This is a genomic window from bacterium (genome assembly GCA_023150945.1).
Lineage (GTDB): Bacteria > Zhuqueibacterota > Zhuqueibacteria > Zhuqueibacterales > Zhuqueibacteraceae > Coneutiohabitans.
This window is the reverse complement of sequence record JAKLJX010000027.1, coordinates 1-18521: the sequence shown is the minus strand read 5'-3', so window position 1 is coordinate 18521 and position 18521 is coordinate 1. Positions and strand designations below refer to the sequence as shown.

The following is an 18521-nucleotide window of genomic DNA, read 5'->3' as shown; positions in this document are numbered from 1 at the left end:
GAGGGAGGTTTAATGGATCGACGTGCTCAGGCCTCGCTGGCTTACACTGTTGCGACCGACATCCTGGCTTTAACGCTGGTGATCAGCGCCCTGGCGGTTGCGACCATGCCCGGCTTGACAAATTCACTTCTCATTCAAAAGGTTTTCACGTTCGCGGTCATCTTTGCTTATTTGGCCGGGGTTTGGTGGCGTCTGAGCAGCATGTCAGCGAATGGCATCTTCTGGGCAAAGGCGAGTTTCGTTTTCAGCGCCCTGCTGGCGTTGAGCTTCGTGTTGCTGCCACTGTTTCTGCGCCAGGCCATGCCTGAGAATCCCGCGCACGCGCTGGCAGCCCAAGCCGTGCCGGTCTGCCTCGCCCTCAGCGAAATCATCCAGGCGATTATGATTCGCCAGGGGCATGCCTACCAGACGAAGAGCAAGTGGCGCCTCATTCATCACTCGCTATGGATTGGCGCCGGGCTGTTTCTGCTCACGCTTTTGATTCCGCATGACAAAGTCGTGGCGAACAGCATTCCATTGCGGGCCCTGGCATGGCTCGTCATCCTGCCCATTCCCAAGTTGTTGCAGCGGGTGGGAGTCAGTTTTGTGGCCACCCCCGCCCAGCCACCCACCGCGCGTGCCGCGATGAACCGGCCCGCGAACGTGCCGGAAAACATGCCGACCCAGGAATCCGAAAACCCCTCGGACAACTCCGAATCTGGCCACCGGCCCGACGGCAGACGCCGGCGCCGCGGCCAGCGCCGCTACGGCGGATCGCGCCGTCGCATGTGAAATGAACAGGCGTGCACGCCGGTGAATGAGAAAACCAACCACAGATTTCGCGATTTGACACAGACCAGCAACCGCCGGTCGCCGTGCCAGCGCGTGGAGTCTGTGGTTTGTTTTTTGTGGCCCGGTCTGCGCCGCCACCGATTCCCCTGAAGGTGCTGCTGCCCCTGAATCCTCACTGATCTTCGCTCGCTCCCGGAAAGGACGAATATGACTTTGCCAACGAGTACGCGCAATCAGGCTGGAATGGAGAAGAAACGCTCACCCTGGCTGTGGGTGCCGAGCCTCTATTTTGCGGAGGGCATCCCCTACGTCGTCGTCATGACGGTCTCCGTGATCATGTACAAGCGCCTCGGCGTCTCCAACACCGACATCGCGCTTTACACGAGCTGGCTCTACCTGCCCTGGGTGATCAAACCGCTGTGGAGTCCGCTGGTCGACCTTCTCAAAACCAAGCGCCTTTGGATCATTGTCATGCAGCTCATCGTGGGCGCCGGCCTCGGCGGTGTTGCGCTCACGCTGCCCCTGCCCGAATTTTTCCAGTACACCCTCGCCTTCCTCTGGCTGCTCGCCTTCAGCTCCGCGACGCACGATATTGCCGCGGACGGGTTTTACATGCTCGCGTTGGAACAGCACCAACAGGCGTTCTTTGTCGGCATTCGCAGCACGTTTTATCGCATTGCCATGATCACCGGCCAGGGTCTGCTGATCATCCTTGCCGGATATCTGGAAAGCATGAGCGGCCTGCCCACCGTCGAGGTCCGCGTGACCGCCAGTCCGCGCGCGCAAGTGAGTGCTCTGCCCGCGCCGGATTCCTTGCGCATCGCGGCACAGCCCGGAGAACTGCGCCTGGTGGCTCATCCCGCCAGCCTGGAAATCGCCGCGGAGCCGCGCCCGCAGAGCGAAGTTGATTTGCTGCTCGCACGCGCCCACGCTTGGAACCTGCAGCACGGTTTCTATCCTGCCGAACAAAAAAAGCAAACGGCCAGCGGCACCGCCGAGGAACCTTCCTGGTGGCAGCGCGCGGTGGTGGGCAATCTCGAAACGTTTCTCCGCCGCCATTTTGGCGCCGCGGCGCCGGCCAGCCCGCTCGCCGGACTTGCCGGCAACGTGGGCGTGGTGTTCTTCCATCTCTCGCGCCCGCCGCAGGCCGGCGAAGAGATCGTCGTGAATTTCGGCATCGATGAGGGTGACAAGAGTATCGCGCTGGCGGAGGGCAGCCGGTTCGTGTTCAACGCCGGCAACTGGAACCTGCCGGTGATGACCGTGGTGCAACTCGACCCCAAGCTCAAGACGGACGCCGCTGCGGTGTTTCGCGGCCGCGCCGGCAACATTCCGCTGGCGTGGTCGATCACCTTCTTTGTGCTCGCCGGCATGTTCGTGGTGTTTTTCGCCTATCACAAGGCGATCCTGCCTTTCCCCGCCGTGGACCGGCCGGGCAGTCAAAGCTCGCGCAGCGTGTTGCAGGAGTTCTTTCTGACCTTCGCGGCCTTTTTCAAGAAGAAAAACATCGGCGTGATTCTGGCTTTTCTGCTGCTGTATCGCTTTGCCGAAGCGCAACTCGTGAAGATGGCTTCGCCGTTTTTGCTGGATGCGCGCGAGGTCGGCGGCATGGCATTGACCACTGGACAGGTGGGATTCGTCTATGGCACGGTCGGCATCGTCGCGCTAACTTTGGGCGGGCTGCTGGGCGGGTTCGTGGTGGCGCGGCACGGCTTAAAATTCTGGCTCTGGCCCATGGTGCTGGCGATCAATCTTCCTGACGCAGTGTATGTCTATCTCGCCTATGCGTTGCCGCAGAATTTTCTCACCATCAATATCTGCGTGGCGGTCGAACAGTTCGGCTATGGCTTCGGCTATACCGCCTACATGTTGTACATGATCTATGTTTCGGAAGGCGAGCACAAGACCGCGCATTTCGCGCTTTGCACCGGCTTGATGGCACTCGGCATGATGATTCCCGGCATGTTCAGCGGCTGGCTGCAGGAGCTGATCGGCTACCAGCACTTTTTCGTGTGGGTGATGCTGGCGACCGTTCCGCCGTTCATCATTGCGAAGATGATTCGTTTGGAGGAGGATTTTGGCAAGAAACGAGAGATGCCGGCGTGAGGGAGATTTCTCAGAGCGTTGCCCTTCGCTTCTACATTTCGCTCCTTTGAACCAATTTGACTGCGCCATAATCAAATACGGCAGGTCTTGCTGAATCACCTCTCCGACACCGTTGGATTATGGCTGAAAGAATTCACGCCAAGACGCGCAGCTGCAAAGGCTCACAAAAAGTTCTTGATCATTTGTTGTCTTCCTTGATCGAAGGCCGAGGCCAGGCGTTCCTTTGCGTCTCAGCGTCTTTGGTGCGCTTTGGCCTTTTGGCGCTCCTGCTCGTTCGGATTGTGGAAGGGTATATGGCATTCTCAATTTGAAACTCTTGTTCGATTTCATAGAGATCTATTTGCGTGTGCCTGAGAGTAACTGCATCACCCGATCCAGCAGTAACTTCGAAGTTTGAACACCGCCTCCGCCGCACCTCAATCACCCGGCTTGGCCCCCACAAAGACTTCAACTCCTCCGGGCGCGTCCAGCGCTTGCGGCTGGAAACCCACTTCCGCAAGCAGCCTCAGCCACTCGGCGCGCGTGAACACCCCGCAGGTGTGCCGGTCATGCACGGCGCGCGTCGAGCCATCGGGTTCACGCAGCAAATAGGCAAAATCCACCGTGTAAGCCGTATCGTTGGGATCAGGATCATACGTCCATTCGAGATAGCGCAAGCTGCGTTGCGGGCCGTCCTCGCCACCGTGCGCCGTGGCGGGCGCAAAGGTTTCGCGCACATAATCCGGCGCAAACAAGGCCACGCCACCAGGCCGGCAATGCGCAAACGCGGTGGCCAGGGCGCTGCGCAAATCCAGCACGGTGGTCATGTACACGATGGCATCGTGAATGAGAACGGCGTCGAACTGCCGTCCCAGCCGCACGTAGCGCATGTCACCCGCCACGTGCGCGCAGTCGGGATTCAGCGCGCGGCTCACCGCCAGCATTTCCGGCGAAAGATCGACTAGGGTCAGCTCAAAATGCCGCTTGAGATGGGAGGCAGTATTGCCGCCGCCACTGCCGAATTCCACCAGCGTGTGCGGCGGCGGCACGCGGCCGGCGGTGATGACCTGGTGGTAAAATGCCGCTGCTTCGGCATAGTCGGCGGGCGCAGAGAGCAGCGGCCACCAGGCGGCGAGTTCGTGATAGAGTTTTGTCATGGCAGGCATGCCTGGAGGATGCAATTCCAGTGTCATTCCCGCCGGCCTCTTTCCCGGCAAGCGGGCTGTCACTGCAAGCGTGCAGAGTCAGTGTTGGTCCGCAATCGCGGTCATCAGAGAGAATGCCCCTGCAGCGGCTTGGCCGTTGCGTCAATAACCGCAGCGTTTCCACGACACTCGGAGCGTCACCGGCCTGCCGCCGCAGCGCTCAGGCTTTTTCCTGCAACAGCTCCTTGATCCCGCCCAGCGACGAGAGAATTCCGGTTGCCTCAAACGGCAGAAACACGACTTTGTTGGTGTTGCCGCCGGCCATTTCCTTCAGGGCGTCGAGGTATTTCAATGCGATGAGATATTTCGTGGGGTCGGCGCCGCCGTCGCCCACGGCCTTGGTAATGGCGCGGATGGCTTCGGCCTCGGCATTGGCCACGCGCTGAATCGCGCCGGCTTCGCCGTCAGCACGCAGAATTTCGGATTGCTTGCTGCCTTCGGCCTCGGCAATTTGCGCCTCGCGCTTGCCTTCCGCCTGCAGAATCACGGCGCGCTTCTGGCCCTCGGCCTCGAGAATCACGGCGCGGCGGTCGCGTTCGGCGCGCATTTGCTTTTCCATGGCGATGCGAATGTCCGGCGGCGGCATGATGTCCTGCAGCTCGACGCGGTTGATGCGCACGCCCCATTTATCGGTGGCTTCATCGAGCAGAATGCGCAGTTTCTGGTTGATGGTGTCGCGACTGGTCAGGGTTTGATCGAGCGAGAGCTCGCCGATGATGTTGCGCAGGCTGGTTTGCGTGAGCTTTTCGATGGCGTCCGGCAGGTTGTTGATCTCATAAACCGCCTTGATCGGGTCGGTGATCTGAAAATAGAGCAGGGCGTTGATCTCGATCAGCACGTTGTCGGCGGTGATCACGTTCTGGCGGGGGAAATCATAGACGGTTTCGCGCAGGTCGATGCGATCCATCTCGCGCAGGATGTAGGAAGCCGGCTCACCGCCGGCGCCGGGCACCAGGAAGCGCCAGATGATCTTCCGCGGTTTGTCGAAGAACGGCCAGATGATGTTGATGCCGCTGGTGAGGGTGGTGTGATACTTTCCCAAACGTTCGATGATCACGACTTCGGCCTGCTGCACAATGCGCAGGCCGCGGATGACGAGCGCGATCACCAGGACCGCGAGCGCCAGCACAAACCAATGAAGCGGTTGCATCGCCTCCCTCCTTAGTTCGAAGATTGATGAACGCCGTTGGCCGTCACGATCAACTTGTTACCTTCCACCCGCAACACGCGCACGCGCGTACCCGGCGGCAAGCTGCGTCCGTCGTCGCTGCGGCTGTTCCACACTTCCCCTTCCAGCTTGACCAGGCCTTGCAGGCCGGAGACGTCGTCCAGCGCGAGGCCGATCATCCCCACCAAGCGCTCGATGTTGGTGGCGACCGAGGGCGTGTTCTTGCTCAAGAGTTTCAAAAACACCGGCCGGATGGAAAGGAAGACGATGAAGGTCGTGGCGGTGAAGACGGCGATTTGAACGGTGAGGCCAAAATCAAGCGCGGCCGCAATGGCAGCCGCAAAACAGCCAAAACCAAAGCAGGCGGGAATGAATCCCGGAATGAATATCTCCAAGATATCGAGCACAATGCCGGCCAGCAACCATAGCAGCCAATCTTCCATCTTCGCCTCCTGATCTTGTCGGTGTATGGGTTGTCGGGCAGGTGGAAAGCTGGAGGCGCAACCCTGCGCGAACGCGGCAAAGGTACCAAACTTCCCCGGCGCGCGCAAGATGAAACTGGGCGAAGCAACCGCGCCCGCTCACGGCAGTGTTGTGGGATTGCACAAAACCCGCCTGCCGGCAGCGTGCTCTGCCCCGCATCAGAGTTGATACAGCATCACATACACCAGCACGCCGGTGACCGAAACGTACAGCCAAACCGGAAGCGTCCAGCGCCGGGCCAGGCGGGCATGTTGATCGAATCTTTCCCGAAAGGCGCGCACCAGCGTGATCACGACCAGCGGCACATTGACCATCGCCAAAATAGTGTGCGTCAGGAGAATGGCAAAATACACCGGCCGGATGAATCCCTGTCCCTGAAAGGACTTCGAGCCGACCTGGTAATGATAGACCAGGTAACTGGCAAGAAACAGCAGCGACGACGCCAGGGCGCACAGCATGCTGAGTCTGTGCTGCGCAATGCGCTTGCGGCGGATGAACCAAAACCCCAGCAAGAGAAAAAAAGTGCTGGCGCCATTGAGCATGGCGTTGACGTGGGGCAGAGCGGTAATCGGAATCACCATGGCACCTCGGCGATCAGGTTCTTGACATCGCGCATGATCTGCTCGACGCTCGTCGAGTCCGTGCCGACATAGTATTTGCGAATCCTGCGGGCAGCATCGACCAGCACGAATTGATTGCTGTGGATGATGGGTTCGGGAGGATCGACACCGACGATGGCGGAGAGCATGAAGCCCTGGCCGGCAAGCTCCTGAATCAAGTCATTTCTACCGGTGAGAAAATACCAGAGGCCCGGCTGCGCGCCGTACTTCTGCGCAAAACGGGAGAGCACTTCCGGGGTGTCGACTTCGGGGTCGACGGAGAAGGAAACCAGCTTGACCGTCGAGAGGCCGGTTTGCAGGAGGGTGTTTTGCAGCTCGGACATGTGGCCCGTCATGATCGGGCAGATGCCCGAGCAGCTCGTGAAAATGAAGTTGGCGATCCAAATCCTGCCCTGCAAATCCGCCGAGCCGAACGGCTCGCCGCTGCGCTCGAGCAGGGTGAATTCCGGTACGCGGCCGAGGGTTTCCAGCCGGCGGCCGGGAAGGGACTCTTGCCCCACGTACATGGCGGCGACGACCATCGCGGTTCCGGCGCCAATTCCCCACCACAGATGGCCGCTGCGTCTCTCATTCATAACGCCTCCACTTCATGCGAGCGCCGCGGCGCCTCGCTGCGCAGCGTCTGGCCAGACTCCTGACGCTTGTCAGCCTGGCGCGCGACCGAGTTCTTGATAACGGCGGCGACAATGCCGGATCTGTTCGGCATGATTGTGGGCGTGAGCGGCATAAATTCGCAACCAGGTTTCGGCGGAGTAGGCGCCGCTCTCGCTGTGATGGCCGGTGCGCTGCCAATCCGCGTCGGTCATGAACTCCAGAAGCTGGGCGGTGGTGTCGCGGGCGGCCTTGAAGGCGGCGAGCGCCGGCGCGATCGGGCGGCGGGCGTAAAGCAGCCGGCGGGCGAAAGCCTCCTGATCGTAGCCCTGAATCTGCGGCTGCTCTTCCACCAGCAACTTGCGCAACCGAATGGCGCTGGTCATCTCGCTGTCCGCGAGATGGTGTATGATTTCGCGGGCGGTCCATTTTTCGGGCGACCAGCGATAATCCAACTCCGCGGGCGTGATGTTGTGCAGCGCCTGCGCGACTTGTGCGTAGCCCTCTTGATATTGGGCAATGAGCTGTGCGCGTTCGGATGCGGTCATGATTGCAACCCGGTCATCAAAATGCGGTTTTATCCCACGCCATCATGCTGAGCAATGCCGGCAGATAGATCAATGAAGCGCGCATCAACCGCCGGGCCGCGGCCACGTTGCGCGCAAACGTGACGCTGAGGCCGACGCCGAGAAAACCAATTCCCAAAACCAGCGCCCCGAAAAAATAGGCCCGGCCCGTCAGGCCGATGAGAGTCGGCAGCAGACTCACGGACAGCAACGCCAGGCAGTTGGTCAGAATCTGGCGCGCGGCGCTGTAGCCTTCGGGATCAATGACGGTGAGCATGCGAAAGCCGCCGCGGGCATAATCGTCGCGGTAAATCCAGGCGATTGCCAAAAAATGAGGCAACTGCCAGATGAACAGAATCGCGAACAGCACCCAGGCTTCCAGGCCGAGATCGTTGCGCACCGCGGTCCATCCGCCCATCGGCGGCAAGGCGCCGGGAATCGCGCCCACCACCGTCGATAGCGGGCTTTTCGTTTTCATCGGCGTGTAGAGAAAAACATAGCTGACGAGCGTGACGGCGGCCAGCACCGCCGTCAGCCCATTCACCCAGAAGGCCAGATACGCAATGCCGACCACCGAGATGAACACGCCGAAGCCCAGCGCCTGCGTCGGCGTCAGCCGTCCGGCGGGCAGGGGACGATGACGGGTGCGCAGCATCCGGGCATCGCGGTGGCGTTCGAGATATTGGTTGAGCGCGCTGGTTCCTCCGGCAACCAGGGCGGTGCCCCACAGCGTATGCAGCAGCAGCGCCACCTCGAGGGGGCCGCGCGAACCGAGATAGAAACCGAACAACGTCGTGATCAGCACCATCAAGGTGACGCGGGGCTTGGTGAGGGCAAAATAATCAGAAATCGACGCGAACATACTCGCTGGGGGCGGTGAAGATGTCGTCATGATTCGTTGGAAATCGTTCGCCTTCAGTTCAATGTTCTTGCTGGTTCGCGCGGCGGCTTGGCAATTTTTGCCGGCTCGAGTCGAAGGGCCGGCCGGAGCCCGCCTCCGCCGATGCCATTACGCTCCGCTCGCGCCCGGCAGCGTGGCCGCCATCTCTCCGGCAGGCACGCGCGCGGGCACGCTGAGATATTGCTGCGCGCGCACCGTCAGCACGAGGCTTGCCGCCAGCACCAAGGCGCCGGTGGCCACGTGCGCCGTCGTGGGCAGGACAGCCTTTTGTGACCAAATGGTGAGGCCGCCCAGCGTGATTTGCAGCAGGACGCCGATCGCCAGCAGCACCGCCGGGCGATACAACGCCGCTTCCTCGTGATAGTGCCGCAGCACGCGGCTCACGGTCCAAATCACCAGGGCGGTGACCACCACCGCGCCCAGGCGATGGGCAAAGTGAATTGCGATGCCGGCAGAATCAAAAGGTGGAATGAGCCGGCCAAAGGCCAGCGGAAAATCCGGAATGGCCAGGCCGGATTTGGTGTGACGCATAACTGCGCCGAGAATGAGTTGCAGAAAGATCGCCGCAGTGGTCACCATGGCGAGAACAGCCAGCGGCGGCCGCTGCGTGTCCTGCCGTTTCGCCAGCGGCTTGCCCCACTCCGGCGAGGTGAACAGCGCCAGGCAAATCGTCAAGCCGAAAAAGGTTTGCGCCAGCGTGCCGTGCGCCACGGAAATGGGCGTGGGCAGCAGGAACAGAACCGTGAGTCCGCCCAGCACGCCTTGCAGAATGACCAACAGTAGCGCGACCAGCCCCAAGCGCTTCACCCAGCGCCGGGGTTCTTGCCACCACAGCCAGGCCGCGAGAATGACCATGAGCATGCCCACGACGCTGGCCACCATGCGATGGCCATGCTCATACAAAATGCCGCCCACCATTTGCGACAGCGGGTAGGAGAACATGAAATGACCGTAGGTATTCGGCCAGTCGGGCACGGACAAGCCGGAATCGGTGCTGGTCACCAATCCGCCAATGAAAATCAGCACGAAAGTGGCTCCCGCCACCAGCAGGGCGAAGCGATGGAGCCATTTGCGGGGGGAAGATGCGGGTGTCATCATTTGACTCACACGGTTAATCAGACCGGCCCAATATATGTCAAAAAATACACACATGAAAGCACAACCTTGGGGCAGGGCTGTGCCCGAAAACACGCAGCCGGGGGCTTCACTGCGCCTCGACCGCGGCAGGGGCTTCGGCCTGCTGGGCCTGCTCAGCCCGCAGGCGGGCCGAATCACGCGGGGTGCCGGTGAGATCCGGCAACAGAGCGATGATCAAGAGCGTGCACAGAATCAGCGGGGTGAGCGCGATAATACCGAGCGTGCGCTTTTCGAACTTCAGGTGCATAAAGTACATTGCCACCAATGAGGCTTTGGAAAGCGCCAGGAGGATCAGCACGATACCGACGCCGACCCTGCCGATCGGCAAGTAGACCGCGCCGATTTCGAAGACGGTCAGAACGAACAACGCGACGAACACCATCATGTAGTTGGGTTCTTTGTGCATGCCAGACATGGAATTTTCTCCTGGGACACGATTCGGGGTCTCGTCAATTTTCGAAAGCACCGGCATTGCCCTCGCAACCACGATCTACTTGATGAGATAGACGAAGGTGAAGACCAGAATCCAGACGAGATCGACGAAATGCCAGTACAAGCCGGCATTCTCGACCGTGCTGTAATTCTCCGCGGAGTAGCGGCCGCGCATGCCATTGAGCAGGACCAGGCTCAAGTAGATCACGCCGCCGGTTACATGCGCGCCGTGAAAGCCGGTGATCGCGTAGAAGGTCGTGCCGAACAGATAGCTGCCGTAGGGATTGCTGGTGAAGGTCACCTGTTGTTCGGTGATCAGGTGCGTCCATTCGTAGGCTTGCAAGCCAAGAAACGTGACGCCGCCGAGAATGGTCAGCAGCAAAAAGTTGCGCAGACCCTGCTGGTTGCCGCGGCGGATGGCCGACAGCGCCTTCACCATGGTGACGCTGCTGCAGATGAGCAGAAACGTCATGAAGGCGGTGAGATTGATGCCGAGCACCTCCAGCGGGTTGGGCCAGTCGGTCGCGCCGGCGCGCAGGGCGCCGTAGCCGGCGAGCAAGCCGCCAAAAGACATGGCGTCACCCGCCAGAAAAATCCACATGCCGAGTTTGCCCCAGCTTTCCGGGGTCAGGGGCGACTCGGCGGGTTCAATCGCATGAACGTGGGCAGAGGCGTGACTCACGTTTTTTCCTCCTCAGGTTTCGGATTGGGAAAGCGAGACAGGGTCGGGTTTGGCCGCGGCAGTACGATGCCGGCGCTGCAAAATGAACAGACACAACGCCACGCTGCCAACGATCGTGAACGGCATGGCCATCAGAAAAAGAATGCTGTTGTTGAAGCCGCGGCCGAGCGCGCCGTTGGCCGCTTGCGCACAACCCGGGCACGCCGCGGCGGCCTGCGGCAGCATCAGCAACATGATGATGAACAACAGCACGAATAGTGATTTTGCCTTGTACATATCACAACACCTCATTCTGATTCATTTCTCCCGCCGGCTCAATTCAAATACACCAGGACGTAGAGCAGCGGCCATAGCAGAACCACCAGATACCAGTACATGCTGCACAGCAGCACCGCAGTGTGCCGGGCAGCGGTGAACCGCCTCTGGGTGGCCCGCCACCAAACAACCAGCAGCCAAAACACGGCGCCGGCAACGTGCAGCGCATGGCAGCCGATCAACGTGTAAAAGGTCGCGCCGTACACGCTGGACGACAAGGTCAGGCCATAGCCGAGCAGCTTGAGCCACTCGTAGCCCTGGATCAGCAGAAACGTCGTGCCCAGCAGTGCCGTGAGCGCGAGACTTTTCTGCAAACCGGCAGCCTCACCGCGCCGGATGCGGCGGTAAGCCTGGAACATCGTGAGACCGCTGGCCAGCAGAATTACGGTGTTCGCGCCGGTGACCATCACCGGCAGGCGCGGCTGACCCAGCGGCGGCCAGTCCAAGGCGCCATATTTGAAAACGATAAACGCGCCGATGAGCGCGGCGAAAAACATCGCGTCCGTGCCGAGAAACAGCAGCATGCCGAGCACGGCATTGCCGACCGGCCGCGACTCGGCCTCGCCGTCATCGCCATCATCGCCGGGACCATAGGGCAATGCCGGCGTGAGCGGCGGCGGATCGCCGGAGAAAGGATCCAGTTCGAGGACTTCTCCACTATCACGGCTGGACCATTCGTAGGCAGCCTGAGGGGAAGCGCTAGCAGCAGTTGCCGGCATCGCCAATCAGTCCAGAATTAGTTCAAGAGCAGAACACTCAACGCCGTCACGGCCACCAACAGGGCCAGCATGCCAAGTAGAATCTTGAGCACGCGCGCGTTGCGCGCCGCCATGTCAGCCGGCAGTTCGGGCGAAATGCGGGCAGGTACATTTTTCCGAGCACCGGCCATGATCTTCATGCTTTGCATATTGCCTCAATGCCCGGCCGGCACCGCGGCTTTTTCCGTTTGCGGCACGAAGTCGGTTTCCAGGCCCGGCACGCTGTACTCGTAGGGGCCGTGATGCACGGTCGGCGTCGCCAGAAAATTGCCGTGTGGCGGCGGCGTGGGCGCGACCCACTCCAGGGTGTTGGCGCGCCACGGGTTGTCGCTTTCCGCCTTGCGGCCTTTGAACATGCAGTAAACGAAATTCACCGCAAAGATGAGCTGGGTGAAGCCGAGCACAAAGGCGCTGATGGTGATGAACTCGTTCATGCCCTGGAATTGTTTGAGAAAATCATACTGCAGCGGATTGGCGATGCGGCGCATGTGGCCGCCCACGCCGAGAATGTGCATCGGAAAGAAAGTGCAATTGAAGGAGACAAACGTCAGCCAGAAGTGAATCTTGCCCCAGGTGGCGTTCAGCAGGCGGCCGTACATCTTGGGAAACCAGTAATACAGGCCCGCGAAAATACCGAAGATGCTGCCGCCGAACACAACGTAGTGAATGTGCGCGACGATGTAGTAGGTGTCGTGGATGAACATATCCACCGGCGTCGAGGCCATGTAGATGCCGCTCAGGCCGCCGATGACGAACATCGAAACAAAGCCGAGGGCGAACAGCATCGGCACCGTGAAGCGGATGCTGCCGCCCCACAAAGTGCCGAGCCAGTTGAAAGTTTTGATCGCGGAGGGCACGGCGATCAACATGGTCGAGATCATGAAAGTGGTGCCGAGCCGTGGGTTCATGCCGCTTTGAAACATGTGATGGCCCCACACGATCCAACCGAGAAACGCGATCGCCACCATCGCCCAGACCATGGCGCGGTAGCCGAAGATCGGCTTGCGGCTGAACACCGGCAGGATTTCGGAGGCCAGGCCCATCGCCGGCAGAATGAGAATGTAGACTTCCGGATGGCCGAAGAACCAGAAGAGATGCTGCCAGAGCAACGGTTCGCCGCCGCCCGCGACATTGAAGAAGCTGGTGCCCAGAGTTTGATCGAACAGCAGCATGGCCAGCGCGGAGGTCAACACCGGCAACGCCAGCAGCAGGAGAATGGCGACGATGAACAGCGACCAGATCGCGAGCGGCATGCGGAACAGCGTCATGCCGGGCGCGCGCATGTTGATGATGGTGGTGATGTAGTTGATCGAGCCCATCAGCGAGGAGACGCCGAGCACGATCAGACTGAAGGACCACAACACCTGCCCCATGTCGACGCCGGTCCAGGCGGCATTGGCGGCGAGCGGCGTGTAGGACGTCCAGCCGGCGGCGGCATGGCCGCCGGGCACGAGGAAGCCGGCCATCATCACCACGCCGGAGGCGATGGCCACCCAGAAGGAAAGCATGTTGAGCACGGGAAACGCCATGTCGCGCGTGCCGATCATCAGTGGGATGAGAAAATTGCCGAAGCAGCCGACGAGAATCGGCATCACCACAAAGAAGATCATGATGGTGGCGTGCATGGTAAACAGCGAGTTGTAGAATGCCGGCGCGACCGCGCCCATCGGCATGTTTTTCGCCAGCCAATTTTGCTCGCTTTCATCCTTTTGCAGCCACTCCATCCAGAGCTTGTCCATGCCGGTTTTCGGCTCGCCGGATTCGAGGAATTCGGCGGAGGCCCCGATGAGCGGCAAGGGCTTGTCCGGGTAGGCAAGTTGCCAGCGGAACAGCAAGGCAAATCCGCCGCCGAAGATCATCATCAGCAAGCCCAGGGTGAGGAATTGCTTGCCGATCATCTTGTGATCCATCGAAATCAGGTGGGTGCCGATGAAGCCGTGGGGATGATGCTCGGCGAGGTTGCCCAAGCCGCCGACGATGAAGAAGAAGCCGACGAGAAAGTCGGCGAAACCCAGCAGCGAGGGTGTGCCGATGCCCTGCTGTAATCCCCACACCGCCCAAACGACGCCATAGAGCAGCGGCAACGTGCCGAGCCATTTCTGCGGCTTTCGCCAGGTGAGGATGCCATTGGCGAGCGCAACCACGCCGAATGCCAGGCGCGCCAGCAATCCGTTTTCCGGCCGGATCAGCAACGTCAGCAGGACAAACAGCACGCCAGTCACGATCATGACCGCGCTGAAAATCTCTCCAAACAAACGCCGTTGTTTCAGCTCATCAGCAGAGATGGTGTGTGCGTGTGCCATTCTGAATTCTCCATCGGAAAGATCGTGGGTGGATTGCAATCACAGGGGGTTGGCGGCGCCGGCGGAATCAGCGGGCGCGGCCTCGGCAGCAGGAGCCGGCGGCCAGGTTTCCAGTTTCCAGGCTTCGTACTCTTCCGGGGTGTCGACGTAGAGCGTGCCCTTCATGCCGGAATGGCCGAAGCCGCACAGCTCGGCGCAGGGAATCTCATAGACTCCCGGCTTGGTGGCTTGAAACCAGGCGGTGATGCTGTGCCCGGGCACGGCGTCCTGCTTCAGCCGCAGTTGCGGCACGAAGAAACTGTGAATCACATCCAGGGAATTCAAATGCACGTGCACGACGGCATTCACCGGCACATGCAGGTCATTGTCGATTTGGTAGTCGTCCGCGGTGTCGAATTGGCGGTCGGGGCCGGGATAAAGAATCTGCCAATTGAATTGCTTGCCGGTGACGCGCACTTCCACCTCCGCCGGCGGCCGCTGTTGCTTGATCTCGCCCCACAGCGGCTTGCTGGCAAACGCGAGCGCAATCATCGCGACGGTGGTGGCGCTCGTCCACACCCATTCGAGCGTGGCGTTGCCGTGCGTGTAGGTCGCGCGCCGGCCCTCGCGCTGGCGGTACTTGATCAGGAAGTAGATCATGGTTGCCGACACCAGCACGAACACCGAGGCCGTCAGGTAGTAGATGACGTGAAAGAAGAAGTCGATTCTACTGCCGTAGGTGGAAACATTCTCCGGAAGCCAGTCAAGCATTGCGACTCTCCTCCCTTGACAAGGTTGAGTGATGAAGTGCGCCGGCCGGCAAACGGGCGCCGGCTTACTCTGCAGCAAAAATGAAGTCGAGGCGCGCCGCCGCCGAGTCGCCCAGCGCGACCCGCTGCGCGCGGCGGCCCAGCTTCTCGTGCCAGGCCACGACCAGGTAGTTGCCGGCAGGCAACGGTCCCAGGCGATAATCGCCGGCCGCCTCCGTCACTTGAAAAAACGGATGCGCCAACACGCCGGCGTAAGCAGACATCCACGGATGCACATTGCAGCGAAAGGGGATCATGATCTCGGGGTGAGTGAAGGTGCGCGTCAATAGCTTCACGTGACGCGTCATGCCGAGATTGAAAGGTGGGTTGTGCTGTGAGGCCGCGTGAACGTTGTGCATCGTGTCGTCGCTGTTCAAAATCTGCAAAGGCTGGCCAGTTTGAATGCCGAACACATGCGGCTGGTACTGGCACCCGATCTGATTCAACACCACGGGTTCGGCAGGCGGCGGATATAGTTGCACCACGCCCTCGGCGAGATAAACAAAGACGTGGCGCAACGTCTGATTGGCGTTGACCACGAACTCGTCCGACACAATTTCCGCGGAACCTGGGAGCCGGCAGGCAGCATCTCTTGCCATGTGTATGACTTTCGCTGCCGGCGCTTCGCCCTGAAAATGCATCTGTCCGAAGATAAAACTCGCCGCCGGTTTGGCCGGCGCCGTGACTGCTGTTTCAGGTTTGGGAATTGGAACTGACTGACCGTCGCCGCTGCAGGCAGAGCAGAACATCGACATGGCACATAACATCAAGCAGGCGACACGCACGCGGGATAGCGCGACTTTCACAGTAAGTCTGAAATGACGGGCTGCGGGGAGCAGCCGGATGCAGGATATGTCAAAAATTGGAAGCCGAATGTAGTCAGGCAAGGGCGTAATGTCAAGCGGAAATTCGCGTGTCATGGGTGATCTGCGCCCCGGATCATTGCGCTGGACGCGGCATCTTTTCCACTTTCGTGCTTGTTTTTCTCCCTCTGGGTCACTATGTTGTTGCCGCGTATCCGCAGCGGCCCGCACAGATTTCACGACATTGTGATACGCAAAGGATACGCAGAACTACACGCATTGACGCGAGCGGCGATGCCGCCATGACGCGAGGCATTGGCTTCAGCCGAGGTTCTTCGCGTTCTCGCTTCTCTTCCACTCTTTCCAGCCGGCCCCGTTCTGCTGGGTGATAACACAAGCACTCGGCAGCCCGCCTCCGGGATAGTGGTCCGCCCCTGTGGACTGCAGGTTTTGGTGGACAAGATCGCGAATTGACCTGACAACAGCGAGCCTCCCGCAAGGCCGTTCCCTTGTTTCCACGAAAATCCGCCCGCTTGACCGCGTGATTTTGTGCCGCACCGACCGGTCTGGCCCAGAACAGCTCCTCACGGATCGCCGCGCCGTGGCGATGCCCGGCTGCACACAGAGGCTTGTCAAATCAGCGCCAAACCAAACCAGGAGACCATACCATGCCCACCATGACCCGCGCCCCGCAAACAAAATGCTACCTGCACGAGATGCAGCGCCCGCTGGACTTGCCCTATGAGCCATACAAATACCACATTTGTTGGGTCTGCAAGTCGCGTTTGTTGGAGATCGCAAAGATCAATTTTCACTTCGAGCTCAGCAACCAGGTGGTATCAATCTCTGTTCAACGCGAGGTCTATAAGGAACCCGCCCTGGAGAAATTACCGGCTGCCGTGCATCTGCCGGAGGCTCGTGCCGCCAGTGACCGACGCAGTTGATCACGTTCAAGAAGCCCATCTATGATTCAGCCCAAGGAGCTTTACCGCCGTCTGGACACCCTGCTGGCGGGCATCGACGAAGGCACGGCAAAAAACGACTATCTTTTCTCCGTATTGGCCAAATTGGAGAGCGCCTTTGCCAGGGATTTGCACATCACCAACGGGCGTCTCTACGTGGAAGAGCACGGCCAGTTCCTGCTGCTGAATCCGGACGGCGGGGGAGAAAGCCTCTCCTCCTATTCGGAGGGGACAACCGCCCTGGACCCGGAAGCGGTCGAGCTGACGATACGCAACGGCAGCTATATTTTCAACGACCTTTCGCTGCGAATCAACCGGCAAAGCGGCTCACCTCGCGAACCCCTGCTGCCGGCGGCATTCTACCTGCAGAGCCCGAGCCGGCGGTGGATTTTCATCTTTGCTCTGAGCAGCGGTTGGATGCGTGAAGAGGTCGAATTCTGTCTGAACGCAGTGCGCGCGCAGTTGAATTTCCGGCTGCATGCCGAGGCCATGAAGAACGACATGCAGCAAGCCGCTTTGATTCAGCAGAGCCTGTTGCCGAGCAGCCCGCCCCACATTGCCGGATATGAAACCGCCGGGCGCTCACAGCCGGCGGAGGCCGTCGGTGGTGATTTCTTCGATTTTTCTGTTTTCGGTGAGGATGTTTTCAGTGTCGCGATGGGGGATGCCAGCGGGCATGGCCTGCCGGCCGCTCTCCTGGTGCGCGATGTCGTGACCGGCCTGCGCATGGGCGTGGAAAAGGAGATGAAAATGGCCGAGGCGATGCAGAAACTCAACCGAGTCATTCATCGCAGCACCTTGTCGGCCCGTTTCGTCTCACTGTTCTATGCCGAAATCGAGCTCAACGGCAACATCTACTATGTCAATGCCGGGCATCCGCCGCCACTCTTGGTGCACGGGCGGCACGTCAGGCCGCTGAAGGCCACCGGTATGATTCTCGGCGCTGTACCCGAGATCACATTGCAGCGGGCTTCCACCAGCTTTGCGCCGGGGGCAGTCTTGATGATGTTCAGCGATGGCATCCTCGAACGGCGCAACCGCGCGAACGAGGAGTTCGGCATTTGTCGCCTGGAGGAATTCCTCGTTCGTCACCAACACCGGCGTGCCCATGAAATCCTGGAATTGCTCTACCAAACGGTATTCGCCTTCGGAGATCAGGCCATGTGGCAGGACGATGTGACTGCCGTAGTGGTGAAGAAATTGGAAGAGTGAAATCTCCGCCGTCGGCACGGTGGCAACGGTCGTGGAGCAGTCTGGAAAAAGGGCGCCGCACCTCTTGAACAGGCACAAGGCCGGTGGCACAGGTCTGAGCGCACCGTTGCGCTGCTGCCCGCCTGCGGGCTTTGGCAGGAAAGAACTGCGGTTGGTTGTACCGTCGCATTGGCCGGCGAACACCGCCTCATCTGACCGCACAGACGCAGTTGTAACTCGTGTTGATGCGATTCAGTTGGCTGTAGCCGTAGTTGAAGTTGACGTACCACGCCGTTTCCGTGTCCCCTCTCTCCGAAGTCCACATCCACAGTCTTCTTCTGGCCATGAAAACCGAGTCGATGTAGACCCCTTCTGGATTGGGGCTTGGCTCCAACAGCGTCAGAGCTTCTGCCAGCGTCGGTAATCGCCAGTCATTGAATCCCGCGAAGCCGTGCCGATTCAACTCATCAATCCACGCCCTCGCACCACGGTGGGACATCTGCTGAGCCGAAGTGCCCTGCTGCCACATCAATCCGGTGGCCCGGTCAACGACAATCTTGTCGCGGTGCAGGCTTTTCGTCACAAACCTGCCCTTTGTTGCGCGGGCTAAAATTGGGCGTGCCACTTTGCGCGGCTTTGTAGCGGTTAGGGCCCGTTAAAAAACAAAGTATACAATTCTGAAAGTGCTTAATTTCGGGGCTTGATTGTGTAATTCCATTCGCCGTGAAATTCATGCGGCAATAGTTTTAGAGCTTGCAGC

21 protein-coding genes are annotated in these 18521 nt (G+C 60.0%); 4 read left to right on the top strand and 17 right to left on the bottom strand.

The window, feature by feature from the left end:
- Positions 1-12: 12 nt before the first annotated feature.
- Positions 13-771 carry a hypothetical protein gene (locus L6R21_24310; protein MCK6562334.1) on the top strand — a complete coding sequence of 253 codons (759 nt, stop codon included), beginning with the start codon at positions 13-15 and terminating at the stop codon, positions 769-771.
- Between the two features lie 243 nt (positions 772-1014).
- Positions 1015-2877, top strand: a complete 1863-nt coding sequence (locus L6R21_24305) for an MFS transporter (GenBank protein MCK6562333.1) — start codon at positions 1015-1017, stop codon at positions 2875-2877.
- A 416-nt stretch (positions 2878-3293) separates the two neighbouring features.
- Here L6R21_24305 and L6R21_24300 read toward each other — a convergent pair whose 3' ends face one another.
- From L6R21_24300 to L6R21_24225, 16 genes are all read right to left on the bottom strand, one after another.
- Positions 3294-4013, bottom strand: coding sequence for a class I SAM-dependent methyltransferase (locus tag L6R21_24300; protein ID MCK6562332.1), 720 nt, complete (start codon positions 4011-4013; stop codon positions 3294-3296).
- Positions 4014-4221: 208 nt separating this feature from the next.
- Positions 4222-5211 (bottom strand): SPFH/Band 7/PHB domain protein, encoded by a 990-nt coding sequence (locus L6R21_24295; GenBank protein ID MCK6562331.1) that lies wholly within the window; start codon positions 5209-5211, stop codon positions 4222-4224.
- 11 nt (positions 5212-5222) lie between these two features.
- Entirely contained in the window at positions 5223-5672 is a 450-nt protein-coding gene (locus L6R21_24290; protein MCK6562330.1) for an NfeD family protein, read from the bottom strand.
- A 198-nt stretch (positions 5673-5870) separates the two neighbouring features.
- Positions 5871-6293 (bottom strand): DUF420 domain-containing protein, encoded by a 423-nt coding sequence (locus L6R21_24285; protein MCK6562329.1) that lies wholly within the window; start codon positions 6291-6293, stop codon positions 5871-5873.
- Positions 6287-6907 (bottom strand): SCO family protein, encoded by a 621-nt coding sequence (locus L6R21_24280; GenBank protein ID MCK6562328.1) that lies wholly within the window; start codon positions 6905-6907, stop codon positions 6287-6289. The genes L6R21_24285 and L6R21_24280 overlap by 7 nt, the downstream gene beginning before the upstream one ends.
- 69 nt (positions 6908-6976) lie before the next feature.
- Complete coding sequence (locus tag L6R21_24275; protein MCK6562327.1) at positions 6977-7471, bottom strand: DinB family protein; 495 nt, start codon at positions 7469-7471, stop codon at positions 6977-6979.
- Positions 7472-7487: 16 nt separating this feature from the next.
- Positions 7488-8351, bottom strand: coding sequence for a heme o synthase (cyoE, locus tag L6R21_24270; protein ID MCK6562326.1), 864 nt, complete (start codon positions 8349-8351; stop codon positions 7488-7490).
- A 147-nt stretch (positions 8352-8498) separates the two neighbouring features.
- Positions 8499-9488 carry a COX15/CtaA family protein gene (locus L6R21_24265; protein ID MCK6562325.1) on the bottom strand — a complete coding sequence of 330 codons (990 nt, stop codon included), beginning with the start codon at positions 9486-9488 and terminating at the stop codon, positions 8499-8501.
- Positions 9489-9594: 106 nt separating this feature from the next.
- Positions 9595-9942 (bottom strand): cytochrome C oxidase subunit IV family protein, encoded by a 348-nt coding sequence (locus tag L6R21_24260; protein ID MCK6562324.1) that lies wholly within the window; start codon positions 9940-9942, stop codon positions 9595-9597.
- Positions 9943-10017: 75 nt separating this feature from the next.
- On the bottom strand, positions 10018-10641 hold the full coding sequence (locus L6R21_24255; protein MCK6562323.1) for a cytochrome c oxidase subunit 3: 624 nt from the start codon (positions 10639-10641) through the stop codon (positions 10018-10020).
- A gap of 12 nt (positions 10642-10653) precedes the next feature.
- Positions 10654-10917 carry a hypothetical protein gene (locus L6R21_24250; protein MCK6562322.1) on the bottom strand — a complete coding sequence of 88 codons (264 nt, stop codon included), beginning with the start codon at positions 10915-10917 and terminating at the stop codon, positions 10654-10656.
- Positions 10918-10955: 38 nt separating this feature from the next.
- Positions 10956-11675 carry a cytochrome c oxidase subunit 3 gene (locus L6R21_24245; GenBank protein MCK6562321.1) on the bottom strand — a complete coding sequence of 240 codons (720 nt, stop codon included), beginning with the start codon at positions 11673-11675 and terminating at the stop codon, positions 10956-10958.
- 17 nt (positions 11676-11692) lie between these two features.
- Positions 11693-11863 carry a hypothetical protein gene (locus tag L6R21_24240; protein ID MCK6562320.1) on the bottom strand — a complete coding sequence of 57 codons (171 nt, stop codon included), beginning with the start codon at positions 11861-11863 and terminating at the stop codon, positions 11693-11695.
- A gap of 6 nt (positions 11864-11869) precedes the next feature.
- Entirely contained in the window at positions 11870-14017 is a 2148-nt protein-coding gene (locus L6R21_24235) for a cbb3-type cytochrome c oxidase subunit I (GenBank protein ID MCK6562319.1), read from the bottom strand.
- A gap of 39 nt (positions 14018-14056) precedes the next feature.
- On the bottom strand, positions 14057-14767 hold the full coding sequence (gene coxB / locus L6R21_24230) for a cytochrome c oxidase subunit II (protein MCK6562318.1): 711 nt from the start codon (positions 14765-14767) through the stop codon (positions 14057-14059).
- Positions 14768-14831: 64 nt separating this feature from the next.
- Positions 14832-15359, bottom strand: a complete 528-nt coding sequence (locus L6R21_24225; GenBank protein MCK6562317.1) for a carboxypeptidase regulatory-like domain-containing protein — start codon at positions 15357-15359, stop codon at positions 14832-14834.
- Between the two features lie 917 nt (positions 15360-16276).
- Here L6R21_24225 and L6R21_24220 point away from each other — a divergent pair.
- Positions 16277-16552, top strand: coding sequence for a hypothetical protein (locus L6R21_24220; GenBank protein MCK6562316.1), 276 nt, complete (start codon positions 16277-16279; stop codon positions 16550-16552).
- A gap of 21 nt (positions 16553-16573) precedes the next feature.
- Entirely contained in the window at positions 16574-17782 is a 1209-nt protein-coding gene (locus tag L6R21_24215; protein ID MCK6562315.1) for a PP2C family protein-serine/threonine phosphatase, read from the top strand.
- Positions 17783-17969: 187 nt separating this feature from the next.
- Here the strand turns inward: L6R21_24215 and L6R21_24210 are convergent, their stop codons facing one another.
- Positions 17970-18344, bottom strand: a complete 375-nt coding sequence (locus L6R21_24210; GenBank protein ID MCK6562314.1) for a DUF1566 domain-containing protein — start codon at positions 18342-18344, stop codon at positions 17970-17972.
- Positions 18345-18521 lie beyond the last annotated feature (177 nt).